The organism is Mariniflexile soesokkakense (genome assembly GCF_039650365.1).
Taxonomy (GTDB): domain Bacteria; phylum Bacteroidota; class Bacteroidia; order Flavobacteriales; family Flavobacteriaceae; genus Mariniflexile; species Mariniflexile soesokkakense.
Window position 1 is genome coordinate 1 of record NZ_JAZHYP010000004.1, and the last position, 25,629, is coordinate 25,629.

General features: G+C 32.5%; 24 protein-coding genes and 1 other RNA gene. 14 read left to right on the plus strand and 11 right to left on the minus strand.

Going from position 1 to position 25,629, the window contains the following annotated elements; translation table 11 throughout:
- A partial coding sequence (locus VP395_RS09640; protein ID WP_346241796.1) for an HYR domain-containing protein occupies positions 1-3,169 on the minus strand: 3,169 nt, incomplete at its 3' end.
- A gap of 36 nt (positions 3,170-3,205) precedes the next feature.
- Positions 3,206-3,745, minus strand: coding sequence for a hypothetical protein (locus tag VP395_RS09645; protein ID WP_346241797.1), 540 nt, complete (start codon positions 3,743-3,745; stop codon positions 3,206-3,208).
- Between the two features lie 481 nt (positions 3,746-4,226).
- Between VP395_RS09645 and VP395_RS09650 the strand changes: the two genes are divergently transcribed.
- The 4 genes from VP395_RS09650 to VP395_RS09665 all read left to right on the plus strand — a co-directional run bounded on the left by VP395_RS09650 (position 4,227) and on the right by VP395_RS09665 (position 8,458).
- Complete coding sequence (locus VP395_RS09650; RefSeq protein ID WP_346241798.1) at positions 4,227-4,712, plus strand: SixA phosphatase family protein; 486 nt, start codon at positions 4,227-4,229, stop codon at positions 4,710-4,712.
- A 151-nt stretch (positions 4,713-4,863) separates the two neighbouring features.
- Positions 4,864-6,927, plus strand: coding sequence for a polyphosphate kinase 1 (gene ppk1, locus VP395_RS09655; protein ID WP_346241799.1), 2,064 nt, complete (start codon positions 4,864-4,866; stop codon positions 6,925-6,927).
- 1 nt (position 6,928) lies between these two features.
- On the plus strand, positions 6,929-7,834 hold the full coding sequence (locus VP395_RS09660) for a Ppx/GppA phosphatase family protein (protein ID WP_346241800.1): 906 nt from the start codon (positions 6,929-6,931) through the stop codon (positions 7,832-7,834).
- Between the two features lie 99 nt (positions 7,835-7,933).
- A complete protein-coding gene (locus VP395_RS09665) occupies positions 7,934-8,458 on the plus strand; it encodes a porin family protein (protein ID WP_346241801.1) in 525 nt (174 codons plus the stop codon).
- Here the strand turns inward: VP395_RS09665 and VP395_RS09670 are convergent.
- From VP395_RS09670 to VP395_RS09685, 4 genes are all read right to left on the minus strand, one after another.
- Positions 8,455-9,036: a MiaE family protein gene (locus VP395_RS09670; protein ID WP_346241802.1), complete on the minus strand. Its 582-nt coding sequence runs from the start codon at positions 9,034-9,036 to the stop codon at positions 8,455-8,457. The two genes, VP395_RS09665 and VP395_RS09670, sit on opposite strands and share 4 nt — an antisense overlap.
- A gap of 2 nt (positions 9,037-9,038) precedes the next feature.
- Entirely contained in the window at positions 9,039-9,617 is a 579-nt protein-coding gene (locus VP395_RS09675) for a hypothetical protein (RefSeq protein WP_346241803.1), read from the minus strand.
- A 10-nt stretch (positions 9,618-9,627) separates the two neighbouring features.
- On the minus strand, positions 9,628-11,373 hold the full coding sequence (locus VP395_RS09680) for a DNA polymerase III subunit gamma/tau (RefSeq protein ID WP_346241804.1): 1,746 nt from the start codon (positions 11,371-11,373) through the stop codon (positions 9,628-9,630).
- A gap of 108 nt (positions 11,374-11,481) precedes the next feature.
- Positions 11,482-13,431 (minus strand): YgiQ family radical SAM protein, encoded by a 1,950-nt coding sequence (locus tag VP395_RS09685; RefSeq protein ID WP_346242069.1) that lies wholly within the window; start codon positions 13,429-13,431, stop codon positions 11,482-11,484.
- 241 nt (positions 13,432-13,672) lie between these two features.
- Here VP395_RS09685 and VP395_RS09690 point away from each other — a divergent pair, with 241 nt between their 5' ends.
- Positions 13,673-14,629: a hypothetical protein gene (locus VP395_RS09690; protein ID WP_346241805.1), complete on the plus strand. Its 957-nt coding sequence runs from the start codon at positions 13,673-13,675 to the stop codon at positions 14,627-14,629.
- Positions 14,630-14,912: 283 nt separating this feature from the next.
- Positions 14,913-15,255, plus strand: an RNA gene (gene rnpB / locus VP395_RS09695) — RNase P RNA component class A.
- Positions 15,256-15,319: 64 nt separating this feature from the next.
- On the opposite strand, the gene VP395_RS09700 is transcribed toward rnpB, so the two are convergent.
- The 5 genes from VP395_RS09700 to VP395_RS09720 all read right to left on the minus strand — a co-directional run bounded on the left by VP395_RS09700 (position 15,320) and on the right by VP395_RS09720 (position 18,873).
- On the minus strand, positions 15,320-16,066 hold the full coding sequence (locus VP395_RS09700; protein WP_346241806.1) for a hypothetical protein: 747 nt from the start codon (positions 16,064-16,066) through the stop codon (positions 15,320-15,322).
- Positions 16,067-16,101: 35 nt separating this feature from the next.
- The gene (locus tag VP395_RS09705) at positions 16,102-16,614 is read right to left on the minus strand and encodes a nuclear transport factor 2 family protein (protein WP_346241807.1); all 513 of its coding nucleotides are present in this window, start codon (positions 16,612-16,614) and stop codon (positions 16,102-16,104) included.
- A 177-nt stretch (positions 16,615-16,791) separates the two neighbouring features.
- The gene (rsmD, locus tag VP395_RS09710) at positions 16,792-17,331 is read right to left on the minus strand and encodes a 16S rRNA (guanine(966)-N(2))-methyltransferase RsmD (RefSeq protein ID WP_346241808.1); all 540 of its coding nucleotides are present in this window, start codon (positions 17,329-17,331) and stop codon (positions 16,792-16,794) included.
- A complete protein-coding gene (locus VP395_RS09715) occupies positions 17,331-18,152 on the minus strand; it encodes a DUF3822 family protein (protein WP_346241809.1) in 822 nt (273 codons plus the stop codon). The genes rsmD and VP395_RS09715 overlap by 1 nt, the downstream gene beginning before the upstream one ends.
- A complete protein-coding gene (locus VP395_RS09720; protein ID WP_346241810.1) occupies positions 18,136-18,873 on the minus strand; it encodes a hypothetical protein in 738 nt (245 codons plus the stop codon). The genes VP395_RS09715 and VP395_RS09720 overlap by 17 nt, the downstream gene beginning before the upstream one ends.
- A gap of 128 nt (positions 18,874-19,001) precedes the next feature.
- Here VP395_RS09720 and VP395_RS09725 point away from each other — a divergent pair, with 128 nt between their 5' ends.
- The 8 genes from VP395_RS09725 to VP395_RS09760 all read left to right on the plus strand — a co-directional run bounded on the left by VP395_RS09725 (position 19,002) and on the right by VP395_RS09760 (position 25,573).
- On the plus strand, positions 19,002-20,426 hold the full coding sequence (locus VP395_RS09725; protein ID WP_346241811.1) for an ATP-dependent DNA helicase: 1,425 nt from the start codon (positions 19,002-19,004) through the stop codon (positions 20,424-20,426).
- A gap of 245 nt (positions 20,427-20,671) precedes the next feature.
- Positions 20,672-21,400, plus strand: coding sequence for a 3-deoxy-manno-octulosonate cytidylyltransferase (kdsB, locus tag VP395_RS09730; RefSeq protein WP_346241812.1), 729 nt, complete (start codon positions 20,672-20,674; stop codon positions 21,398-21,400).
- Positions 21,391-22,095, plus strand: a complete 705-nt coding sequence (locus VP395_RS09735) for an HAD family hydrolase (RefSeq protein ID WP_346241813.1) — start codon at positions 21,391-21,393, stop codon at positions 22,093-22,095. Before kdsB ends, VP395_RS09735 begins: the two co-directional genes overlap by 10 nt.
- Before the next feature lie 58 nt (positions 22,096-22,153).
- Positions 22,154-23,236 (plus strand): iron-containing alcohol dehydrogenase family protein, encoded by a 1,083-nt coding sequence (locus tag VP395_RS09740; RefSeq protein WP_346241814.1) that lies wholly within the window; start codon positions 22,154-22,156, stop codon positions 23,234-23,236.
- Position 23,237: 1 nt separating this feature from the next.
- Positions 23,238-23,786: a 1-acyl-sn-glycerol-3-phosphate acyltransferase gene (locus tag VP395_RS09745; RefSeq protein WP_346241815.1), complete on the plus strand. Its 549-nt coding sequence runs from the start codon at positions 23,238-23,240 to the stop codon at positions 23,784-23,786.
- Between the two features lie 189 nt (positions 23,787-23,975).
- Positions 23,976-24,545, plus strand: coding sequence for an RNA polymerase sigma factor (locus VP395_RS09750; protein ID WP_346241816.1), 570 nt, complete (start codon positions 23,976-23,978; stop codon positions 24,543-24,545).
- Between the two features lie 6 nt (positions 24,546-24,551).
- Positions 24,552-24,731: a hypothetical protein gene (locus tag VP395_RS09755; protein WP_346241817.1), complete on the plus strand. Its 180-nt coding sequence runs from the start codon at positions 24,552-24,554 to the stop codon at positions 24,729-24,731.
- 14 nt (positions 24,732-24,745) lie between these two features.
- The gene (locus tag VP395_RS09760; RefSeq protein ID WP_346241818.1) at positions 24,746-25,573 is read left to right on the plus strand and encodes a mechanosensitive ion channel family protein; all 828 of its coding nucleotides are present in this window, start codon (positions 24,746-24,748) and stop codon (positions 25,571-25,573) included.
- Positions 25,574-25,629: the final 56 nt, after the last annotated feature.

Consider the following 25,629-nt stretch of genomic DNA (forward strand, 5'->3'; position numbering starts at 1 on the left):
CAGCGGTTTGCACGATGGTAGCACCAGGCGCATTATCAGCAAAGTTTACCGTATAAGTAACCACAGCACCATCAACGCCTGTATCGACATTTTGAGCGATATCACCAGGACAGGCAATGCTTGGGTTTTCGTTATCAGTAATGGTTACATCAAAACTACACGTCGCCGTATTACCAGAGGCATCCGTTACCACAAAGGTATTGGTAGTGGTTCCAATAGGGAATGTAGCTCCTGAAGGTAGACCAGCGGTTTGCACGATGGTAGTACCAGGCGCATTATCAGCAAAGTTTACCGTATAAGTAACCACAGCACCATCAACCCCTGTATCGACATTTTGAGCGATATCACCAGGACAGGCAATGCTTGGGTTTTCATTATCAGTAATGGTTACTGTTTGAGTACAAGTTGCAATATTGCCAGACCCATCTGTTACGGTCCAAGTAAAAGTAGTATCACCAATCGGGAAAGATGTAGGTGCATCATTCGTTACTGAAGCTACTGAGCAATTATCAGCTACACTAGGTGAACCTAGAACAACTCCACTTGCAGTAGATAGACCAGAATCTGTATTTGCATTTACATTTGTAGGACAGGTTATGGTAGGTAATTCATTATCAATTACTGTTACAATTTGTGTACAAGTTGCGGTATTGCCTGATCCGTCAGTTACAGTCCAAGTAACAGTTGTGTCACCTAAAGCGAACGGTTGAACAGCATCATTAGTCACAGAAGCAACTGAACAATTATCACTAGTGATTGGAGAACCTAAAGCAACCCCACTAGCAGTACATAATCCAGCATCAGCACTTACTGAAACATTAGCAGGACAGGTAATAGTAGGTAATGTATTATCTAAAATTGTTATAGTTTGTTCAACATTAATTGAATTATTACAATCATCTGTTACACTATAATTTCTTGTAATTATTTCAGGATTAATACCATTATCAGAAATATCAGAAACAAAAGCAACTATTGGAGGTATCCCTGAATTGTCAGCTTCATCGGTTACCACTAAAATATTAGGATTTGGAACATCGGCTTTACATTGTACAGAAATAGATAGTGGATTACTTGCTGTAGGTGGCTGATTTGTATAATTTAAATAGTTTATGGCTATTAGACTTGGAACAGGAATTGGTTCTCCAACGCATAATCCAGAGGTTTGATAACCTAGAACTAAATCATTTTCAAAGTTAATATTAGAGATTGCTCCTGTACCTTTTACTGTACCATATAGCGCAACATTAGGATCGAATGATGGGTCTAATAACTTAGAACAGTCGGTGGTAACAGTTAATGAAAAACTAATATCTGCCAATACTGTGTCAGGATTTGAAGGTACTGGTAAAGTACCCAAATCCCAAACGATAGAGCCATTTGGGCCTAAACTAGGATTGTAAACAGGAGTATTGGTTGTTGTTAAAGGAGCGTATACGTTACTGATTATATTTAAATTACTAGGATTAATTGAGTTAGGAATTGGCACAGTAATTATGGTATTATTAGTTGCTTCAGTTCCCTTATTTCTTATTTCAATTTTATAGCCAGCTGCTTGACCAGGTTCAAGTGATTGAGTAGGTGGATTTGGATTACCATTAATTGATGTTGTAGTTAAAATACCATCAACTTGTGGCACATATGCATCTACTGAAAATGTAATATTAAATATTATATAGGTGTCTTGAGCAGAACCATATCTAAATGATGTAGATGTTTGATTGTTATTTATAATTGCATTACCAGTATTATTAACATTAAACATAGCTATATCTAATCCAGTATTGTTTTGATAATTAGGATTCCTAGCATTACCACCAGTTAAAATGGATGAATTAAAAAAGTTTGTCGCTGAATTATTACTGTGACTTAATGGTTGATATAAGCCTGTATTTCTCTGTTCTATTTGAAAATAATCACCAGTCCATTGTATATCACCTTCACCAGCCATAAGACCAAGTTTCAGATTTACATCACCATTTTGTACAGCATTAAAGCCAGAAACGTTTATGGTATGGTCAGCAACCCCATTGGTTACATGAGCATGTCCATCGAATACCGTAACATCTCTCCATTTCATTTTGGAGTTTTCGTAAATAACAACCATTCCCCAACCACCATAATAGCCTGTACCATCTACATTACCTTCTCTTAAGGCAATATCAGCAACAAAATAATTCCCAATTCCATATTGTCTAACATAATCAGTAACTTCAGCGTAAGCAGAGTACATATTTCTGTCGTCTCCATTTGTTGGAAATGCTATACCTGTTGCTGTAACTTCAGTATAAGCTGCTGCTGTTGGACCTTTTATGGAAACTTTGCGTTTATTGAAAGTTTTAGTAACTTGAGTTGTTTGTGCTACAGTTTGATTGTAAGTTACGTTTACTAAAGCTCTTGCTGGATTTTGTGACCTAAGAAAAGTAACTTGTAAAGTATAATTTGAATCAGAAAATATCAAATAAGGACTGTTAAATTGCTGTCCATTATTACTGCTATTTGAAGAAATTGTTGTCCAACTTCCATTATTTCTAGATACTTCAATTACAGGAGTGTTATTATTATAACGAAATCGAACATTATCACCAGCACCAGATGAAGAAAATGTAAATATTGTTGGATTGTTACCAGCAATACTCAGACTATAATTAGTGTTGGCTATAGAGTTTCCATTACGTATGTCAAGACCAGTATTTGTTACTTGTTGAGTTGTAGTACCTCCTGTAGGTACAGTTTTTGTAACTTGAAATGTTTCAGAATCGGTTTCGCTATCTCCAAAAGCCCTCCCAGTCCAATACAACCCTGCATAAATAATTTTAGAACAATCTGGTATAGCTCCATTTTCGGTAGAAAATGTTAAATTGGCTGAAGATGAGTTCCATGTATTACTATCGCCATCAATATCAACATATTGCATATCGTTAATGTTAGAAGCATTTGTAGGATATGTAAAACCAGCTAATTGTAGATTGGTATTACCAATCATGGTAAAATCACCTTTAATTTTATAGTTTGTTTTAGTTGGGGTATAGCTTGATGTCCTTGGGGTAAAAGGAACTCTAACTTGACCGTAGCTATTATATATTGTACTTAAAAGCAAAAAGGCAAATAGCATCAATTTAATTGAGCTGCTATTTGTAAATGTTTTGTTAGCGTATAGTTGTTTCATTTCTTAATCTTTTAAATGGATCTTATGCTTTTGCTTTTATGATGGAATTTCATTTTTATAAAAAACTCTGACATTGGAGTCTGTATTCACAAACTCTTTAATTTGTTGCTTAGAGCATTCAAAATAGCATTTTATAAGAATGTATTTTAAACTGTTTAAGCCACTAATTTCGGTTAGGTCTAATTTGCTGTTTAAATCATTAGGATTGTTTAATACTACTGTTATTAACTCAATACTATTAAACTCAGAATTATTTTGATTCAACAGATTGAAAGATTTAGTATCATTAAATGTTAATTTAGAAACCAATGAGTTGTCTTTATATTTTTTGATAACATTATTACCCACATACGAAGTTGGATGTTGCTTGTATATCAGGTTATAAAAATGTTCCCTGTCACCCTTTTTATTTTTATTAGAATTTTCTGACGATCTTGATACATCACTTGAAAATGAATTACTTTCATTAAGTTCATAAATACCATTTTCTTGAGCTATTGTTTCAGTAATAGAAAATAATGAAATACAAATAGAAAATAAAAATGCGTATAACGTTAAAGGAGATTTATTTCTCATGGCCTAATATGGTTATTTTATAATATTAAAATATATTTATAGGCACTAAAAAGGACTAAATTGTACTTGTTTAGTGTCTAGTTATTGATTATCAATAAAAATAATAATAAAGTTTTCGAGGGAAAAAACAGTGAGGGAAAAACATTGAATAACAATGCTACATTTATTTGTGAAATTAGATTTGGGGTCATAACTTTCAATTTTATAGGTGAAACAAATTAACGTATAAGCATATTAGTGGTCAAAATAAAATGATAAATCACTTATATATTCGTTTAAAAGCATCTAAAAACAATTAAACGAAATAATTGGTTTTTCATCGGCATGAATTATTAACGTCCTGATTATTTGATTCTTAAAAAACACTTGTTGATTAATAGCATTTTTATCATTTTGTTTATTAACTTTAATTAGCAAATAAAATGAATATTATCGATAAAAGCAACGTTTTGCCGATAATATTTACACTTAATCGAATATTATGAAAAGCTTAATTTTAGTCAGACACGCAAAATCTTCATGGGAACATAATGTTATAGACCATGAAAGACCTTTAAACGAAAAAGGCGTTAAAGATGCCAATAACATATCCACCTATTTGAGTGCAAATAGTTTAAATATTGATGCAGTTTTCTCCAGTGATTCTGTAAGAACCAAAACTACTGCCAATATCTTTTTTAATAACCTTAAAATAGATAGTTCAATGCTGCAATTAAATCATGAGTTATATGATTTTTCAGGAAGCAATCTTATCCGTGTTATTAAAGAATGTGATGATAATATAAATACTTTAATGGTTTTTGGCCATAACCACGCCATTACAGCTTTTGTGAATACATTTGGTGATGTATATATCGATAATGTACCTACTTGTGGTGTAGTAACAATTGCGTTTGAAATCAATAAATGGAAAGATTTAAATAAAGGAAAAACTGTAAGTACTTTATTTCCAAGAGATTTAAAATAAGAACTTTTTTATTAATATAATTTTTGAATCTATGAATGGTAATTAAATATGTTATCAATACTTAAAAGTCTGCTTAATCATTAGCTTTTAAGCAAATTATTTAGCCTAAATAGAATATATTTGTGAAAGCATCACATCATTATTACCAAGCATGACAAAACCAGAAATCCATTCAAATAGTTACATCAATAGAGAAATAAGTTGGTTGCAATTTAATGCAAGGGTTTTACAAGAAGCTTCAGATGAGAGAGTCCCATTAATTGAGAGATTGCGTTTTTTAGGTATATTTTCTAATAATTTAGATGAATTTTTTAAGGTTAGATATGCTACAGTAAAGCGGATTGTTGATGCTGGTAAAGGAGGGAAAAGTGAGTTAGGAGGTATTAAAGCCAATGAATTACTAGACATTATCACTCAAATAGTTATTAAACAACAAAGTGAAAGCTTAGAAGTTTTAGATTGTATTCAAAAACGCTTAGAATCCGAGAATATTTTTGTAATAGATGAAAATCAGATAGATAGTTCCCAGCACGATTTCATAAAAAGATATTTTATAAGAAAAGTAAGTCCGGCATTAGTTACTATTATTTTAAACGACTTGGTAGTACTACCTAATTTAAAAGATAGTGCTGCTTATTTGGCAGTTAGAATGGTAATGAAGGACGATAGTAAGCAATTTGCTCTTATTGAAATACCAAAATCGATCAATCGTTTTATTGAGTTACCTAAGAAAGACGATAAAAGTTTTATAATAATGATTGACGATTTATTACGTCATTGTTTAGGTTACATTTTTAACATTTTTGACTATAAAACAGTTTCTGCCCATATGATTAAAATAACGCGAGATGGTGAACTGGATTTTGAAAGCGATTTAAGTAAAAGTTTTATAGAAAAAATATCCGACAGCGTAAAGCACAGGCAAATAGGAGACCCGGTACGTTTTGTTTATGATAAAACCATCGATAAAGAAACTTTAGAATTTTTAATGTCTAAAATGGGTATTGATAATACCGATAGTATCATACCAGGTGGACGATACCATAATAGACGTGATTATATGAGTTTCCCAAGTTTAGGGAGAACAGATTTGCTTTATCCTAAAATTGAGGCATTGCCAATTAAAGGTCTTAGTTTAGAATCTAGTATTTTTAAAGCTATAGAACATAAAGATTATTTGCTTCATGCACCTTACCAAACATTTTCATACATCGTTAAGTTTTTAAGAGAAGCAGCCCTGGACCCTAAAGTAAAAACACTAAGAATCACAATTTACCGTTTAGCACAAATTTCGCATATTGCCAGTTCGCTTATTAATGCTGCTATTAATGGAAAATCGGTAACCGTTTCTATAGAGCTTCAAGCACGGTTTGACGAGCAAGCCAATATAGATTATGCGCAGCAAATGGAAGAAGAAGGCATCAACTTGGTTTTTGGTGTAAAAGGATTGAAAGTTCACAGTAAAATGTGTGTTATTGAACGTGAAGAAGGCAAAAAGTTAAAACGTTATGGCTTTATAAGTACTGGGAATTTTAATGAATCTACGGCTAAAATATATACAGATTATACACTTTTTACCGCAGATCAGCGTATTTTGAAAGATGTGACTAAAATTTTTAACTTTTTTGAAACCAACTATAAAATATTTAGATATAAACACTTAATAACATCACCTCATTATACCAAAAAAGCAATATTCAAATTGATTGATGCTGAAATTCAGAATGTAAAAAATGGTAATAAGGGTCTTATCAGATTAAAAATGAACAGCATATCTAGTTATAATATGGTTGATAAACTTTATGAAGCTAGCAATGCAGGTGTTAAAATTCAAATGATTGTTCGAGGTATTTGCTGTTTAATTCCTGGTATACCGGGTATGAGTGAAAATATTGAAGTGATTAGTGTTGTAGACAAGTTTTTAGAACATTCCCGAATTTATTATTTTGAGAATAATGGTAATCCTAAGGTTTATATTTCATCGGCAGACTGGATGACAAGAAATATTGAAAATAGGGTAGAGGTAAGTTGCCCAATTTATGATGACTCCATAAAACAAGAAATTATAGAGACCTTTAATATTTGTTGGAGCGATAATGTAAAGGCACGTGTTTTAAATGAGGCGCAAGAAAATGAATATAAAATAGATAATAATGAGGAAGTAAGGTCTCAGTTCGCTACGTATAATTATTATTTAAAAAAATTAGAAAATTAGTATGCTATCAATTAAAAAATATGCAGCAATCGATATTGGTTCTAATGCCGTTAGGTTGCTTATTTCAAATATTATAGAACAAAAAGGAAAACCCGTTCAATTTAAAAAGAACTCGTTAGTTCGTGTGCCTATTCGTTTGGGTGCAGATGTTTTTGTTAATAATAGAATTTCTAAAGATAATACCCAACGCCTAGTTGATACCATGTTGGCGTTTAAACTTTTAATGAAGTCGCATAAAGTAGTAAAATATAAAGCTTGTGCAACTTCGGCTATGAGAGAATCCGCCAATGGAAAACAGGTTGTGGACTTAATTTTGAAAAATTCTGAGATTAGTATTGATGTTATTGGAGGTGAAGAAGAAGCCGCCATTATTGCTGCCACCGATTTGAATTCTTACATAGACCCAAGCAAAACCTATTTATATGTAGATGTGGGTGGTGGAAGCACCGAATTCACTATTATACATGAAGGCAATCAGATGGCTTCAAGATCTTTTAAAATTGGTACGGTTCGTTTGTTAAATGATATGGTTTCAAAAGAAGCATGGCAAGAATTGGAACAATGGATAAAGTTGCACACAGCAGAATACGATAAAATATCACTTTTAGGTTCTGGTGGAAACATTAATAAAATTTTTAAAGTTTCTAACAAAGCTATGGGCAAACCCTTAACCTATTTCTATTTAACATCTTATTATCAAATGCTTCAAAGCTATTCGTATGAAGAACGTATTACCGAACTGGACTTAAACCAAGATAGGGCAGACGTTATCATTCCTGCCATGCGTATTTACCTATCTTCTATGAAGTGGAGTGGTGCCAAAAACATATATGTACCAAAGATTGGATTGGCAGATGGTATTATAAAAAGTATCTATTATCAGACCGTTTCAAGCAATACACAGTAAAATTTTGCATTTTACCTTTTAAAATTGCACCGATGTAATTTTATAATATATATTCGTACACATAAATTGCTAAAATTTATAACCCAAACCTATTTACTTATGAAAAAAATATTATTAATATTACTACTTGGTTTTTCATTTTATGGATTTTCTCAAGACGTAAAGTATGGTGTAAGAGGTGGTTACAATATTTCAAATTTAGATTTTGATAGCGCAACCCCGATGACAAACAAACACAGAAACAGTATCTACATTGGTTTTTTTGGTGACATTCGTTTCTCTAAAGCAGTGTCTTTAGCGCCCGAGTTACAATTTTCTGCTGAAGGTGCCCGAGTTGAAGTGTGGCACTTAGATTATATTCAAGCGCCTGTTTTATTCAAGTTTCGATTAAGCGAAAAAGTTCGTTTTGCCCTTGGCCCACAAGTTGGATTAAAAGTAAACAAAGTGGATGATGGTGCAAGAAATTTTGCTTATTCTGGTGTAGCCGGAGTAGAATATAAATTATCGCACATGTTGTTTGCCGAAATTAGGTATACCTATGGTTTAGTAGATGTTTTCGATGAAAATTCAGCTATTTCAGCTAAAAATTCTAACATTCAAATTGGTGTAGGATATAAATTTTAACCATGTATAGTTTCACTTTTTCCTAATTTAGCTATTATCTGACTCTCATATTCTAGAAGTTGTTGCCATTTGGTGTCGACTTCTTTTTTTTCGCCATACTTACGTGCAAATCCTAAAAACATGGTGTAGTGGTTGGCTTCACTTACCATAAGATTTCTATAAAAAGTTGCTAATTCTTGATCTTTTAATTCTTCCGATAACAATCTAAAACGTTCACAGCTTCTTGCTTCAATTAAAGCAGCATAAAGCAATCTGTGTACTAACTGAGTCGTTCTGCTACCACCTTTTGGGAAAAACTTGAGTAATTCAATAACATAATCATCCCGTCTGTCGCGTCCTAAAACCCAACCACGTTTTATAATTATATCATGAACCATTTTAAAATGACTAATTTCTTCTTTTACTAAAGCCGTCATTTCTTGTACCAATTCTGTGTATTCTGGAAAACTTACTATTAAAGAAATAGCGGTACTGGTTGCTTTTTGTTCACAAAAAGCATGGTCGGTTAATATTTCTTCTATGTTTTTTTCAACAATATTAACCCATCGCGGGTCAGTTGGTAATTTAAGTCCTAGCATAATTAAAGTATTTCGTCATATTCGAATTCTTTCACTTCGTAATTTCCACTTTTATCAACATCAATTTTGAATGCTAAACAGTTGTCTGTTTCAGGTATACAAAGCTCAACAATCAAAACAATTTTATCATTTAAGGTAGAATTATATTCAGACAGCCATATATTCTGAATTATAATTTTATCATAGAATTCTTTATTCAAATTATAAGAAGGGTCATTTTGAATAATAAAATTTTTATTAACTAGAAAATTAATTACTTTTTTATCTTCTTTGTATATTCTAATTTGAGCATTAAATTCTCTGTAATGATGCTTGAAAATGATAGAATCTTGTTTGAATTCATTCACAACACTATGATTCATATCAGTAAATGTTTTAATTTTCACATTAAAACCATTGCTTAAAATAGTGTCTGAATTTATTTCTGTATATTCTTTTGGTATATATTCTTCAATTTCAAGCGTGCCTAAAGTATCTTTAAATTTTTCAACAGATTCTTTTAAGGTATCGTTTTTTGTTTTTCCACCATTACAACTTATAAAGGCAAAAATAATTAATAAAACGCAAATTAACTTATTCATATATAATAGTTTATATGTCTAAGTCAAACGTTTTTCTTAAAGTATCTATATTGGGGTTTTTCTCTTTAAGTTTTTCAAACTTTTCAAGTGTGGTGTAAGCGTATTGCTTTTCCAATTCTTCGTTTACGGTAACAGATAAACTAATATCAAAATTGCTTAGTGTCTTTCGTATATACAACATCAGGTCGTATTGGTTACGCTCTAACTCTATTTTATTAGTCGCATTTGGATATTCTAAATGAACAACGGTTCCTTTTACTTTTGGCGTATCGATAGATAGAATAGATGCTAAATTATGCTTTCCATCTTTTTGAAGGATTACAATAAATTCGTTCCAGGCTTTTAGTAAATCGGCTTCTGTAAATGGTTCTTTAGGTAGGTTTTCTTCGTCTACCACTACATCCATTTGTTTAATAAGGTGTTCTTTTTTAACCTTTAAACTTTTTAAAGATAAGCCAGAAGCTCGCTTTAAATCTTGTTTTAATTCAATTTTAGCAGGTGGATTAACCTGAAACTTATTTGTGTTATTTGAAGTGCCGTTTACTGCTGTCTCCTCTTTTTTGGAACCATCCGTTTTTTTAACAATTGGTATTGCTTTGTTTTCTTCTTTATTTGACAGTGTTACAGGTACCGGTTTGATACCTTTTTTCTGAAAGTACGAAGGCGGAATTATGAAATGTCTAGAATTTTTTTTTTCTCCATCAAAAGTGATAGAGGCAAGTTGCATAAGGCATAATTCAATGAGTAAGCGTTGGTTTTTGCTGCTTTTGTATTTGAGGTCGCAATCGTTAGCCAGATTAATACCTTGAAGTAAAAAGTCTTGCGAGGCTTTTTGCGACTGTTCTAAATATTTCCTTTTGGTTTCGTCGCCTACTTCCAATAACTCGATGGTTTCGGGAGTTTTACTCACCAATAAATCCCTGAAATGCGATGCTAAACCTGCTATAAAATGGTGCCCATCAAAACCTTTAGAAAGGGTTCTATTAAATTGAAGCAGTAACTCTGGTATTTTGTTTTCTAAAATAAGATCGGTACTTTCAAAATAGGTTTCGTAATCCAGTACATTTAAATTCTCGGTAACCGCTTGTCTCGTTAAATTTTTACCAGAAAAACTAACCACACGATCGAAAATAGACAACGCATCACGCATGGCACCATCCGCTTTTTGAGCGATGATATGCAAGGCATCATCTTCCGCTTTCACACCTTGTTCTTCGGCTATGTATTTTAAATAGTCCTTAGCATCGGTTACTGTAATGCGTTTGAAGTCGAAAATTTGACAACGCGACAGGATGGTTGGAATAATTTTATGCTTTTCAGTAGTAGCAAGAATAAAAATACAGTGCTTTGGTGGCTCTTCCAATGTTTTAAGAAACGCATTAAAAGCCGCTTGCGATAGCATGTGCACCTCATCAATAATATATACTTTGTATTTACCAATTTGTGGTGGAATACGCACTTGGTCGGTTAAGCTTCTAATATCATCTACCGAGTTGTTTGATGCCGCATCCAATTCAAAAATATTGAATGCAAAATCTTCATCCCCCGTTTCAGAACCATCACTGTTAATCATTTTAGCTAAAATACGCGCGCAGGTAGTTTTACCAACACCACGAGGGCCTGTAAATAAAAGGGCTTGTGCTAAATGATTGTTTTCAATGGCATTAAGTAACGTGTTTGTAATAGCCTGCTGGCCCACAACATCTTTAAACGTTTGCGGACGGTATTTTCTAGCAGATACTACAAAGTGTTCCATGGAGATTCTTAAAGTAACAAAGTTAAAAAATGAATTCAGAATTCAGAATTTAGAATTCAGAATTTAATAGGAGTTATTAACAAATGAAAACTAAAAGAATTCAGCTTTTTATCTCCGCTTCTTTTTCCCGCTATACTTAACCTTATTTTTCCGTTGATTAAAAGGAATGGCATCATCAAAGGTATGTTTTGCTTCGCCGCTTGGTTTGTTTTTACGCCATTTATCGTTTTCTGGTAAGAGTACTTTTAATAAATCTTGTCGCCCTAATCTGTTAAGGGTATTTTTTATCCAATCTTTGTTTTCGTGTTTGTACCAAAAGAAAAAACGGTGCTGTTCATCTTTTTCCTGACGCGTTTTTGGGGTATTTACTTTTTTAAGTGTGTACGGATGGTAACCACTATAATAAATAACCGTAGCCACCGTCATAGGCGTAGGGGTAAACCCTTGTACTTGCTCCAATTGAAAGCCCATGTCTTTGGTTTCGGCAGCTAAATTTGCCATATCTTCCACTTCACAGGCAGGATGGTTCGATATAAAATAAGGAATCAATTGCAGGTTCAATTTGTTTTTTATATTTATTCTGTCAAAACGCTCTTTAAATTTATGGAAATAACTGAACGATGGTTTTCGCATCAATTTTAAAACCGGGTCGCTGGTATGTTCGGGTGCTACTTTTAATCTACCAGAAACGTGCTTGGTCATCAGTTCTTCCGTATAGGCATCAAGTTCTTTTGGGTCGGCATTTTTGTTGAATTCCGGCACCAACATATCATGGCGAATTCCACTACCAATAAACGATTTTTTAACTTTCGGATGGCTATCAACCGCTTGGTATAACTGGGTTAATGGCTTGTGCGACGTATCTAAATTGCTACAAATAACAGGCGAAATACATGAAGGCGCTACACACTTATCGCATATAGATTGGATTTTACCTTTCATTTTATACATATTCGCACTGGGGCCACCAATATCAGACAAATAACCTTTAAAATCGGGCATATTTGCCACAATATCTACTTCGCGCATTACAGATTCCTGACTACGGGATGCTATAAATTTACCTTGATGTGCCGATATGGTACAAAAACTACAACCACCAAAACAACCACGATGGATGTTGATGGAAAACTTAATCATTTCAAAAGCGGGAATGGGTCCGCGCTTATCGTATTTTGGATGTGGTAATCGGGTATAAGGCAAATCGAAAGACGCATCAATTTCATCTTCCGTCATGGTAGGGTATGGCGGATTGATCATCAATGTTTTGGTGCCAACTTTCTGAAAAATGCGTCGCGCCGCTAGTTTATTACTTTCCTGTTCAATGGTTTTAAAATTGGTGGCGTATGCTTTTTTGTTTTTTAAACAAGTTTCGTGCGAATTAATTTCAACATCTTCCCAATTACTGTTTTTGGGTACATCGTCTTCATTATCAATTAATATGGCAGTTTGCAATACCGTATTAATGTTCTTAAACGGCACGCCTTTTTGTAACAAGCGCACCACTTCACGCAGGGGTTGTTCGCCCATACCGTAAACCAACATATCGGCTTTTGAGCTTTCTAAAATGGTAGGCATCAATTTATCGCTCCAATAATCGTAGTGGGTTACACGACGTAACGATGCTTCAATACCACCAATTAAAATTGGCACATCGGGCCATTTTTCTTTTAAAATATTGGAATATACCGTAGTGGCATAATCGGGCCTAAAACCAATATCGCCATTAGGTGTGTACGCATCTTTATCACGCTTTTTTTTGTTGGCGTTGTAATTGCTAATCATGGGGTCCATACAGCCACCGGTAACCCCAAAAAATAATTTTGGAGCCCCCAATTTTACAAAATCCTGAAGATTATCGTTTACATTGGGTTGTGGAACAATGGCAACACGTAAACCGTAACTTTCTAAAATACGCCCAATAACGGCGGGCCCAAACGATGGATGGTCTACATAGGCATCGCCACTAAACAAAATAACGTCTAGCGCATCCCAACCCCGTATTTTAACCTCTTTGTTTGTGGTAGGTAACCAATCTGAAAGTTTTAATTCCTGCATAATAGTGCAAAAATAGTCAAAAATTGGTTGGTAAACATGATATGCTAATGAATCGTAAAAATTCAGTTTTGAATTGAGCATTTAGTTATTAACAAAATAAGGTTTTTTGCTGATATGTTTTTGTTGGGTTTGTAGAAAAAATCAACTAATTTAGCTTAGCATTCGATAAAAGGAATATTAATATAATTTCTATTCGTAAAAGAATATTGGGGGGTGTATTTAAAATTATGAAATAATAAGTATGACAAACAGACGAAAATTAACTGATATTCATAAAAAAAGATTAAAAATTTTAGAACCTCAATTAGTTAAGGCAATAAATGAAAAGAATTTAAAAGAGGCATCGAATGTTATTTCTGATTTACAATATATGCTCAAGCCTATTGGTCAAATTACAAAACTTATACAATATAAGAATTGGCTGTTCGAATTAGCTTTAGATTTAGAGAATTATTCTTTGGCTGAACAAGGATTTATCGGAAATAGAAAATTGGTGAATAAAAACACTAGAATTTATTTAGAAGCTACTACTTTACTAGCAATTTGTTATTTAAGAACAAATGAATATGAAAAATCTAAACCTTTGATAAGTGAAGTTTTAAGAAATGACAAAGTAATAAAGACCGAAAGAACAAGACAGATTTTCAAAAAAACAATAATAGAGAGATTTGATGAAGAGGTTTCTTTATATTCCATAAGAGAGGGCTTTATACCAAAATTCGATATTGACCAAATTCAAAATGAGGCTGGAATATTTGTAGCAACAAAGACGGAAGAAGATATTTATAAATATCTAGGTAGTTCAGTTCCGCAAAAAACTAAAAATTTATTATTTGATATTGATAATTTTTCAAAAAATCAATTATCATATGAGGAAAGAAAATTTTTGCCTTCACCAACTGAATTAATTAATAATGAATCAACAGGAAAAACTCTATTTTCCTCATTAAAACGAGTTATATATAATTCTATCTGCGACCCTAATAGTGAAATATATAAAGCTTGGTATTCTAATGGATTAAGTGTTGTTCTTGATAAAAAATACATTGCAGGTGCTGTAGTAGCTTCTTTAACTAGTTTAGGAATAGGCTTAAAAGCTTTAGCTGTATCAGCTGTGGCACTAATTATAAGATTTGGTTTAGATGTTTATTGTGAACATTATAAGCCAACTGGAATAATGGAAAGCCGAAAATTATAAAAAAGTGTGTGCAAATCATAGTATAAAAACGACTGTTTTCATTAAATATACTACAGCAAACACCCTGCGTTAGGGATAGAAGCGGCATCCTTTTGGTTTTTCATTAATAAGACGACTGCCTAAAAATAGACTTATAGTGTTGATAGTGGATTCTTGCCTTCGCAGGAATGACAAAAAACCAAAAGATATAGCGTATAGCCCGACCCCTTGTGGGTAACGCCCAAATTGTTATTTTAATTTTTTATTTGTTGGATATTGCCTGTTAAGTGTTGTACTTTTGCGGGAAGTAAATCGCCTTATCGCTGTCCCGATTCGTCGGGATGGAGGAAAGTCCGAACACCGTAGTGCAACATAGTGGTTAATGGCCACCAGCCGTGAGGTTAGGAAAAGTGCAACAGAAAGTATGTACAGGTAATGCTGTAGTGAAACCAGGTAAACTCTATGTGGTGCAATGCCATGTATACCAACGTTTGAGGGCGGCACGCTCGATTGTTGGAGGGTAGGCAGCTAAAGTGTTTTGGTAACAACGCACTAAGATAAATGATAAGGGTGTTTTGAATTTGTTTAGAGGTAACTTTAAATGGATTTAAGGCATACAGAATTCGGCTTATAGATTTACTTACACATAAATAAGCCCTTCTTTAGTTTTAAAGAAGGGCTTATTCCCTTAAAAAATGCATTGGTTGGTTATTATTTTGATGCGTATGCTAAATCTGGACGCATTTTTCCTGAATATTCTTCAAAACGTGAGGCATGACTCATAACTTTATTGAAAGTTTCCCAACTGTCCGGACCTAAAACAGCTTCGTTTTCTTTGGCTTTTGTAGCACCATCTATTTCATCTTTTGCCGAAACGGCTACTAAATAAAAATCTTCGGAGGTGCCAAAACCATTTCGGTAAATACGGTAGTGTTCTTTTGAGTTTTTTGCTACGTATAGGTCTTTTACCGCTTTCATACCTTCGCGTACTTTAGCTGCGTTTTCGGGCTTAAAATAAATATAAAACCATTTACGGTAGTCTTGTCCTTCTTGGGTCATGCTAATACCTTCGGGCATATAGGTTAAATCTTCTACTAAATGGATGATATAGCTTCCGTGCGAATCGTAACATTTATCAAATTCCTGGAACATTTTTTTCCAATTATCGCCCATTTTTTTTGCCATGTCTGTAAATGGGTCTTCGTCTAAATCTGCCATCTTTTCTATGGGGGAAATGTATAGGTATTTTAAATCGTTGGTATTTGCAACAGCCCAACTTGTTTTGGGGTTGTGCTGCTTACAGGCTTCTGCAAATTCTTTGGCTACTTTTTCGTATTGCATAATCATAGATGGGTTTACATTGTCTTGATGAACCCAAAACGTTTTTTGTGCTTGCGATACATTAAGGCATAGGCACAAAATAAATACCAGTAAAAAAGTTGTTTTAATTGTTTTCATAATTGATTATAGTTTGCTTAATATATGGCTTGTAGTTATTCAGAAGGCATTTCCTCGGCCATTTTAGCCGCTTCAATTTCAGAAATAGTGGCACTTATACCAGATGTATCGTAATAAGCGTATTCTTCAACTATTTTGCCATTTACAAATTGAACGGTTAAATGTACAGGAATAGATAGCTCTTTATCTGTTACTTTTGCTTTACCATGCCATGTATTCCAATAGTTTACCCATGTATCTCCATCTTTATCAATAATCATTTCATATTCTGCTTCTTTAGTATTGAAGCCATACGATGAAAAGTTGGATAACATTTGTTTCATGCCAACCATCATTTCATCTGGAGAAGCTGCTTTATTGGTATTGTGATATATTTTTGCTGTATCAGCAAAATTAGCTCTCCATGTGTCCCAATCTTGGTCTTCATAAGCTTTAATGCCTGTTTTTGTTGTTTCAATTTCGGCAGATTCTTCAAAATAACGTTGTGGCTTGTTATCACAAGCTGTAAATAGAATTACGGCTAATCCTAATAAAAAAAGTTTTCTCATTGGTTTATGGTTTAAAAATTAGTTCATTATTTAACCATAAAATAAGCGTAAGTACACATACTTGAATTTCTCAAGTAATAAATGTAATTTCAAAATGGATAGACACAGGGGACTATCTTAAGGAGGAGTCTAATTTACTTAAAAAAAAGCAATTACGTTGTGTTTTTTTTTTGAAATTTAAACGTTTTCGAAAAAACTAAACATGTTACCGCCGTAACTTTTTGAGTAGCTAAAGTTGTTTAAATGGGAGAGGTCGGTATGTTTGGAATGTTCTACTATTAGCAAACCATCTTCAAGCAATAAGTTGTTTTTAAACACTAATTCTGGAATTTTTGAAAATTCTTCAACTGAAAAATTGTAAGGAGGATCGGCAAAAATAATATTTGCCTGTAATGTAGATTTCTCTAAATAAGTAAACACATCGCTTTTAATGGTTTGTATGGGCATTTTAAAAGCAGCAGCGGTTTCATTAATAAATTTTATGCATCCAAAATCTTGATCTACACAAGTAATTTGTTCGGTACCTCTTGAAGCAAATTCATAACTGATATTGCCCGTTCCAGCAAAAAGATCTAATACAACTAGCTCATCAAAATAAAAGGTGTTGTTTATAATATTGAACAGTGATTCCTTGGCCATATCTGTAGTGGGACGCACTGGTAATTTTTTGGGTGCTACAATTTTCCTGCTTTTATAAATTCCTGATATAATGCGCATTAAAAACTTTTTATTAAAGTGAAATTGGAATGATTGGATTTTGGTGCTTCAACGTATTTAAATGTTTCATTTCGATTACCAAAACCAATGTGCCTTATGTATTTGTAAGCTATGGCATATAAGGCATCATCTTTTGCTACATCTCCTATAAAAACCAAATTAAATGTTTCCGGGTTTAGGTTTAGTTGTTCGGTAGCAAATAAAATATAGTAGATAAAATCTTCAGGTGTGTTGTACTCAAATGTGTTATATAATATAAGCTTAGCATTATCAACTATAATAGTTTCAAAATGGCTTTTACCAACATTTACATACACTTTTGGGGTGCTGGCATTTTTTTCAATCTGTAAAATTTCTTCAATTAAAACGGTAGATACATGCTTGAATGTAAATGCCCCAAACTGGTCGTAAATAAAGTTATTGATATTTATATAGGGCACATAAACATTAATACTATCGTTTATAACTACTTCATCGTGAGCTATAAAATCAGACACTAATATTTTAGAATTAAACTTTAAATAATCAGCAATACAATCTTCATTAAATAAAGGCTTGGGCACTAATGTTGAAAGTTCGTTATCGTGTATAATGTTTATAGAACCATACGTATTTTGGGTAACGTTTTCGGTATTAAAAAGATGTTTTAAATTATCTAAAAGTTCCAATGGGTTTAGCTTTTTTTGAAAGCTAATTTCTTTTAGAGTAGTAATGGTATTGGTATCTCTTTGTAGAATACAAAAAGAAAGTCCACTCAAACTTATTTGAATGGACAATTCTAGATTAGTTAGTTTGTTAAAAGCTTTATTCGTTTGCGCCATAAGTTTTTGGCCAGTTTCCAATGGTTTTTACTTCGTTCATAGAGCCTACTTTTAAAGCGTCTCCATTAACACCATCAACTGAAATTACTTGGTTTTCTTGTATTACCATATCCCTGTCCTGATCGTATAAAATAACATCTTTTTTTACAGATGCTTCAAATACAGGTATATCTATATCATTTTGTTTTAAAATTCCAGCTTGTAATTGAAACTTTTCTCCTGGTTTTCCAACAGGAACATTCATCATGGTTTTGTATCTTGTAGAGTTTTTAAATAAGGAGTCTTTTACAGGAACGTATCCTAATGTATCAATAATTACAATGTCTTTATAAGTATCTACTCCAAAACGTTTTGTTAATTCAGTATCTATAACACTTGCATCTTTACGTTGTACTATAGTGTATTTGCCTGTTTCTATAAATTTAACCAATTCATCAAAATCATCTGTAAACTTACCTTTTACTTGTTTGTAAGCTAGCTGAGAATCTCTTATATCTATTAAATTCTTGATTACTTTTGCATAACGCTTATTCTTTTCTTGATTAAATAAAATTGGTGTGTAAACAGACATGTAAGTTTGATAGCCCAAAAAAGCTATTAAAGCCCAAAGCGCTATATGTAATACAGGCTTGAATTTTGAAGGGATGTATTTATCAACTAACTTAACCAAGCCAATTGTAAGCAGTATGGCTGCAACAGCAATAAGAATAAATTTCAACATAATCGTTTTTTAATTTAAATAGTTTATTAAAGGTCTTTCGCAAATCTACAATTTTTTTTTAATCGTAAAAATCTATTATCGGTAAAAATCATTTCTATCTTTGAATAATTTATAATTTGTAAGTATTAATGTCTTCATCCGAATTTTATTCCCTTATAAAACAGCAGTTTCCGTTTCAACCCACCATAAAACAAAATATTGTTTTACAGCAATTATCAGAATTTATTTTTAATACAGCCCCAAATACGCTTTATGTACTAAAAGGCTATGCAGGTACTGGTAAAACGACCATTGTAGGCACTATAGTTAATAATTTATGGAAAGCAAAAAAATCTTCGGTATTAATGGCTCCAACGGGTAGAGCCGCTAAAGTAATCTCTAATTATTCGGGAAAAGAAGCGTTTACTATCCATAAAAAAATATATTTTCCAAAAAAGGAAAAAGGTGGAGGTGTTTCTTTTGTATTACAACCTAACAAGCATAAAAACACCATTTTTATTGTAGATGAAGCGTCTATGATACCTGATAGCCCTGGTGATTCCAAATTATTTGAAAACGGCTCGTTGTTGGATGATTTAATGCAATATGTGTATTCGGGACACCAATGTAAACTGCTTTTAATAGGAGATACAGCACAATTACCACCTGTAAAATTAGATTTAAGTCCTGCATTGGACGAAAACTCACTGGCTTTAAATTACAATAAAGAGGTCACCCGAATGGAGTTGGATGAAGTTGTTAGGCAAGAACAAGATTCTGGAATTCTAACAAATGCCACCGTGCTTCGTGAAGCGCTATCAAATGGATTTAACTATGCTTTTAAGTTTGATTTAGCACAATATAAAGACATCATTAGGCTTATTGATGGTCAAGAAATCATGGATGCCATAAACGATGCTTACAGCGCCTTAGGGAACGAGGAAACCGCCATTATTGTAAGAAGTAACAAACGGGCCAATTTATACAACCAACAAATTAGAAATCGGATTTTATTTAATGAAAGCGAATTGTCTACCGGCGATTATTTAATGGTAGTAAAGAATAATTATTTTTGGATTAAACCAACCACCGAAGCAGGATTTATAGCAAATGGCGATATTATTGAAGTACTGGAAATTTTCAGCATTACAGAACTTTATGGATTTCGCTTCGCGGAAGTGAAGGCTAGAATGGTAGATTACCCTAAAATGCCACCATTTGAAACGGTTTTATTGTTAGATACTATTGAATCTGAAACACCTTCGTTATCTTACGAAGATTCCAATAGGTTGTACCAAGAAGTGATGAAAGATTTTGAAAATGAAACCAGCAATTACCGAAAGTTTTTAAAAGTAAAAGGGAGCAAACATTTTAATGCGTTGCAGGTTAAGTTTTCGTATGCTATAACCTGCCATAAATCGCAAGGTGGTCAATGGAACACCGTTTTTGTTGAGCAACCTTATTTACCAAACGGTATTGATAAAGAATATTTGCGATGGCTTTATACCGCTGTTACCAGAGCCAAAGAAAAATTGTATCTTATTGGTTTTAAGGACGATTTTTTTGAAGCATAGTAAAACGCGATTTCAGTTGCAGTGGTAGCTTTTTAGAATTTTTTAAATTAAAGTTGTCCCTAATTATTGAAAACTTTATGATGAAATAATAATTATATTTGAGTTTATATATTTGTAAATACTTATAATATTTTAAAGTTAATTAATTGCTATATTATTGGTTTTTAGTTAAATATAAAGTTTGCATCTTGTAAAATTAAAAACCACTAATATTTATTCTATTTTTGACAGAGAATTTAAAGAAGATGAAAATAATATCAATGATTCCCGCACGTTATAGTGCATCGCGCTTCCCAGGAAAACTTATGCAAGATTTGGGAGGTAAAACGGTAATTCTTCGCACGTATGAAGCCACTGTAAACACCAATTTGTTTGATGATGTTTTAGTTGTTACAGATAGCGACATTATTTATAATGAAGTTGTAAATAATGGTGGTAAAGCCATGATGAGTAAAAAAGAGCATGAATGTGGTAGTGATAGAATAGCCGAAGCTGTTGAGTTTTTAGATATTGATATTGTTATAAATGTACAGGGAGACGAACCATTTACCGATAAAGAATCTTTAGAAAAACTAATTGCCGTTTTTAAAGACGATCACAATAAAAGCATCGATTTAGCATCATTAATGGTGCATATTACTAACGAAGACGAAATAAACAACCCAAATACGGTAAAAGTAATTGTAGACCAATCAAACTTTGCGTTGTATTTCTCCAGAAGCCCCATTCCTTATCCACGAGATAAAAATGCAGGCGTTAGGTATTTTAAACACAAAGGTGTTTATGCGTTTAGAAAACAAGCTATTTTAGATTTTTACAGATTGCCTATGCTGACTTTAGAAGCTTCAGAAAAAATTGAATGCATTCGTTATTTAGAATATGGTAAACGTATTAAAATGGTAGAAACTTCTACCGAAGGTGTAGAAATTGACACTCCAGAAGATTTAGAACGCGCCAAAAAAGCATGGAAATAGATTATAAAAACATAAAAGTTATTGGTTTTGATGCCGATGATACGCTTTGGGTAAACGAAACCTATTTTCGTGATGCCGAAATAGAGTTTGGTAAATTACTGTCAGAATACGAAACCTTAAACAAAATAGACCAAGAACTGTTTAAAAAGGAAATTGATAATTTACCACTGTACGGTTATGGCATTAAAGCGTTTGTATTATCGATGGTTGAAAGTGCTTTGGAACAATCAAATTATAATATTTCAACAAAAAGTATAGAAGCTATTTTAAAGATAGGTAAAGACATGCTTAATAAACCTGTTGAGTTGCTTGATGGGGTTGAAGACGTTTTAAAACATGTATCAAAAAAATACCGCATTATATTAGCTACAAAAGGCGATTTGTTAGATCAAGAGCGTAAACTTGAAAAATCTGGTTTAACAAAATATTTTCATCATATAGAAGTTTTAAGTGATAAACAAGAAGCTAATTATTCTAAATTATTGAATCATCTCGATATAAAACCATCAGAGTTTTTAATGATTGGTAATTCGCTAAAATCGGATGTATTGCCTTTGGTAAATATAAAAGCACATGCTATTCACGTTCCTTTTCATACTACGTGGGCACACGAACAAGTTACAGAAAAGGAAACCAATGGTAAAGCCTATAAAACTATAAGTAGTTTACGAGACTTACTGAAATTATTAAATTAATAACCAAGTAAAATCAAAATAGTACTATTTTTACTTTTTGAAAAAGAAAACATATTAAATGAGTTATAAAAACTTTCCAATGGTGTCAAAAGTTGTTTTTGGCAGAGGTAGTTTCAACCAGTTAAGTGAAATTTTAGCCCCAAAACGCTTAAGCATGAACGCTCCGTTTATTTACTTAATAGATGACGTGTTTAAAAATAATTTATGGTTAACATCACGAATTCCGCTAGCTTACGATGATAAAATACTATTTATTTCTACTGAAGAAGAACCAAAAACATCGCAAGTAGATGAGTTGGTCGAGGACATAATTTTAACCACAAAAGAATTACCTTCTGGTATTATTGGTATAGGTGGTGGCTCTGTTTTAGATTTAGCAAAAGCTGTTTCTATTATGCTTACTAATGAAGGTGAAGCAAAAGATTATCAAGGTTGGGATTTAGTAAAACATGCCGCTTTGTACCATGTTGGCATTCCAACCATATCGGGTACTGGTGCCGAAGTGTCTAGAACAACGGTTCTTATTGGACCTGAAAAAAAATTAGGCATTAATTCAGATTTTACACCTTTTGATCAAGTTATTTTAGACTCCGAACTTACTAAAAACATACCCACAGACCAATGGTTTTACACAGGTATGGACTGTTATATACATTGTATAGAATCTTTAAATGGCACGTACTTAAATACTTTTAGCCAAACCTATGGCACTATGGCTTTAGAGCTGTGCAAAGAAATATTTTTAGAGAATAATTTAACAACCGAAGAATCTGAAGAAAAACTCATGATGGCTTCATGGCACGGAGGAATGAGCATAGCGTATTCCCAAGTAGGTGTTGCACATGCCATGAGTTATCCCTTAGCATATTTATTAGGTATAAAACATGGGGTTGGAAATTGTATTGTTTTTGACCACTTAGAAGAGTTTTATCCAGATGGTGTGAGACTTTTTAAAGCCATGAAAGAAAAGCATCAAATTTCGTTGCCTCAAGGTATCTGTAGTGATTTAGGCGATGAAGATTTTGATAAAATGATAAACATTGCTTTAAACTTAGTACCACTTTGGGAAAATGCGTTAGGCAAAAATTGGAAGCAACTTATCACGCATAAAAAGTTAAAAGAACTTTATCAAAAAATGTGATATGCAATGGTTGGCCAAACTTATTTATTTTAAAGTATTAGGATGGAAAGTTGTAGGCAATACCAGTTTATCTAAAAATACTATTAAAAAAGCTGTTATAATAGCAGCACCCCATACCAGTTGGCATGACTTCTATATTGGTATTTTACTACGTGCTGTATTGAAAGTTAAAACCAATTTTGTTGGCAAAAAAGAACTATTCGTATTTCCTTTCGGATATTTTTTTAAAGCCTTAGGAGGAGCTCCAATAAACAGAAGTAGAAATGAAAACAAGGTGGATGCTATTGTTAAACTTTTTAAAGAAAAAGAAGAGTTTAGAATGGCTATGGCGCCTGAAGGTACTAGAAAAAAAGTAAAAGAATGGCGTACGGGTTTCTATTTTATAGCAAAAAAGGCCAATGTGCCCATTATTATGTTTACACTCGATTTTGAAAATAAACAAAATAAAATTTCAGAACCTTTTTACACAACCGGTGATATAAAAGCAGATTTTGAATTTATGCATCATTTTTTTGAAGGTGTTAAAGGCAAAGTACCAAAATACTCTTAATAAATATTATTAAAAATATTCCTTTATAATAATTACCTTTAAACTATTAGCCTCTTTAAAAGGGAAACATACTACTAAATTAAACTAATTACTCCCCATTAGAATAGTTATATTTTTGAGTATTATTCAAAATAAAGTGACTTTTTTTAAAAATTTCAGTCATAATAGTATAACCAACCAAAAAACACCTTGAAAACGAACAGCGAATTCCAAAATCTAACCGATGAGGAACTTGTAGAAAGTATTATTAAAACCAATAATGACATTCTATTTGGAATTCTGTATGAAAGATATTCTCATTTAGTTTATAACAAATGTTACAGCTTTACTAAAACAAGGGTAGAGTCAGAAGATTTAACACAAGATGTTTTTGTAAAACTTTTTCAGAAGCTGTCATCATTTTCTGGTAAATCGAAATTTTCAACCTGGCTTTATGCCTTCACCTATAACATGTGTGTAGATTATGTAAACAAGCATGTTTTAAAAAAGGTTAGTACGAATGATATGGATGTTGAAGATTATAGCCCTTTGCTTATTGAAGTAGCAGATTCTTCTTTATTTCTGTTAAAAGAAAAAACTTTAAAAAAAGCATTGGAAGTTATAGCTCCAGAAGACAAAATGATTCTTTTATTAAAATATCAAGATGATTTTTCAATAAAAAACATTACAACGGTTTTAGAAATTAGTGAAAGTGCCGTTAAAATGAGATTAAAAAGAGCGAAGGCTAGAATAATTGAGGCATATAACAGTATTAGATAAAGATTTATGGAAAACCCATTCAAAAAAATAGCGCACCCCCTACAGGAAGTTCCAAAAGAACTTAAAAACAAAGTTATGGCAGATGTAGCAAGAATCAAATTATTGATGGAAATAACCGATTTATTCACATTTAATTACCCGAGTGCCGCGAAAACATTTTTCGAAAAAAACAAAAAGAAGGAATAACTAAATATATACCAATGGAAACAATTACAAGTATTAAAGAATTAATGGCAGAATCACTTAACCAAATGGCAGTTAACGTTGCAACTGCTGGACCAAAAATACTATTCGCCATAGTCATATTAATTATTGGTTGGATAATCGTCAAAATTACAGCTTACGTTTTAAAACGTACTTTAAATTTTGCCAAAGTTGATAGATTAACTGAAATTATAAATGAAAAGAACCTTTTTGGCAAAGCCAATTTAAAATTTAATGTCACCAACGTTATTGTTGCCTTTATTAAGTGGATTCTGTATTTAGTAGTTTTAATAATTGCTTCAGATGTGATGGATTGGAAAATTGTTTCGGTTGAAATAGGTAATTTACTGCGTTACCTTCCAAGGCTTTTTAGTGCTATCGCTTTATTTATGGTGGGCTTATATATAGCCAATTTTATAAAAAAAGCTATTCAAGGTTTGTTTGAATCGTTTGATTTGGTGGGAGAAAGAGCCATAAGTTCTCTAGTCTTTTACGTCATTATAGTGACAATTACCATTACAGCTTTAAATCAAGCAGGTATTAATACAGACATTATTACAAACAACCTGACCATTATTTTAGGAGCTTTATTATTAACCATTGCCATTGGATTTGGATTTGGCTCAAAAGAAATTATAAAAAGTTTACTTTTCTCTTTTTACTCTAAAAGAAATTTTGAAGTTGGACAAACCATATCTATAGATAACATTACAGGTGAAATAGAATCCATAGATAATATTTGCATATGCATAAAGGTGAAAGATGATGTAATAGTAATTCCAATTAACGAATTAGTAGACAAACGAGTAACTAAAAAGGGGTAATAGATAAAAACATAGATAGAAAAGAAAATACAAAATCTGAAACTTAATTACTAATA

Bases quoted from the DNA above. Each gene is read 5' to 3' on its own strand.
- VP395_RS09645 (WP_346241797.1), bottom strand. From the start codon at position 3,745: ATGAGAAATAAATCTCCTTTAACGTTATACGCATTTTTATTTTCTATT.
- VP395_RS09650 (WP_346241798.1), top strand. From the start codon at position 4,227: ATGAAAAGCTTAATTTTAGTCAGACACGCAAAATCTTCATGGGAACAT.
- ppk1 (WP_346241799.1), top strand. From the start codon at position 4,864: ATGACAAAACCAGAAATCCATTCAAATAGTTACATCAATAGAGAAATA.
- VP395_RS09660 (WP_346241800.1), top strand. From the start codon at position 6,929: ATGCTATCAATTAAAAAATATGCAGCAATCGATATTGGTTCTAATGCC.
- VP395_RS09665 (WP_346241801.1), top strand. From the start codon at position 7,934: ATGAAAAAAATATTATTAATATTACTACTTGGTTTTTCATTTTATGGA.
- VP395_RS09670 (WP_346241802.1), bottom strand. From the start codon at position 9,036: ATGCTAGGACTTAAATTACCAACTGACCCGCGATGGGTTAATATTGTT.
- VP395_RS09675 (WP_346241803.1), bottom strand. From the start codon at position 9,617: ATGAATAAGTTAATTTGCGTTTTATTAATTATTTTTGCCTTTATAAGT.
- VP395_RS09680 (WP_346241804.1), bottom strand. From the start codon at position 11,373: ATGGAACACTTTGTAGTATCTGCTAGAAAATACCGTCCGCAAACGTTT.
- VP395_RS09685 (WP_346242069.1), bottom strand. From the start codon at position 13,431: ATGCAGGAATTAAAACTTTCAGATTGGTTACCTACCACAAACAAAGAG.
- VP395_RS09690 (WP_346241805.1), top strand. From the start codon at position 13,673: ATGACAAACAGACGAAAATTAACTGATATTCATAAAAAAAGATTAAAA.
- VP395_RS09700 (WP_346241806.1), bottom strand. From the start codon at position 16,066: ATGAAAACAATTAAAACAACTTTTTTACTGGTATTTATTTTGTGCCTA.
- VP395_RS09705 (WP_346241807.1), bottom strand. From the start codon at position 16,614: ATGAGAAAACTTTTTTTATTAGGATTAGCCGTAATTCTATTTACAGCT.
- rsmD (WP_346241808.1), bottom strand. From the start codon at position 17,331: ATGCGCATTATATCAGGAATTTATAAAAGCAGGAAAATTGTAGCACCC.
- VP395_RS09715 (WP_346241809.1), bottom strand. From the start codon at position 18,152: ATGGCGCAAACGAATAAAGCTTTTAACAAACTAACTAATCTAGAATTG.
- VP395_RS09720 (WP_346241810.1), bottom strand. From the start codon at position 18,873: ATGTTGAAATTTATTCTTATTGCTGTTGCAGCCATACTGCTTACAATT.
- VP395_RS09725 (WP_346241811.1), top strand. From the start codon at position 19,002: ATGTCTTCATCCGAATTTTATTCCCTTATAAAACAGCAGTTTCCGTTT.
- kdsB (WP_346241812.1), top strand. From the start codon at position 20,672: ATGAAAATAATATCAATGATTCCCGCACGTTATAGTGCATCGCGCTTC.
- VP395_RS09735 (WP_346241813.1), top strand. From the start codon at position 21,391: ATGGAAATAGATTATAAAAACATAAAAGTTATTGGTTTTGATGCCGAT.
- VP395_RS09740 (WP_346241814.1), top strand. From the start codon at position 22,154: ATGAGTTATAAAAACTTTCCAATGGTGTCAAAAGTTGTTTTTGGCAGA.
- VP395_RS09745 (WP_346241815.1), top strand. From the start codon at position 23,238: ATGCAATGGTTGGCCAAACTTATTTATTTTAAAGTATTAGGATGGAAA.
- VP395_RS09755 (WP_346241817.1), top strand. From the start codon at position 24,552: ATGGAAAACCCATTCAAAAAAATAGCGCACCCCCTACAGGAAGTTCCA.
- VP395_RS09760 (WP_346241818.1), top strand. From the start codon at position 24,746: ATGGAAACAATTACAAGTATTAAAGAATTAATGGCAGAATCACTTAAC.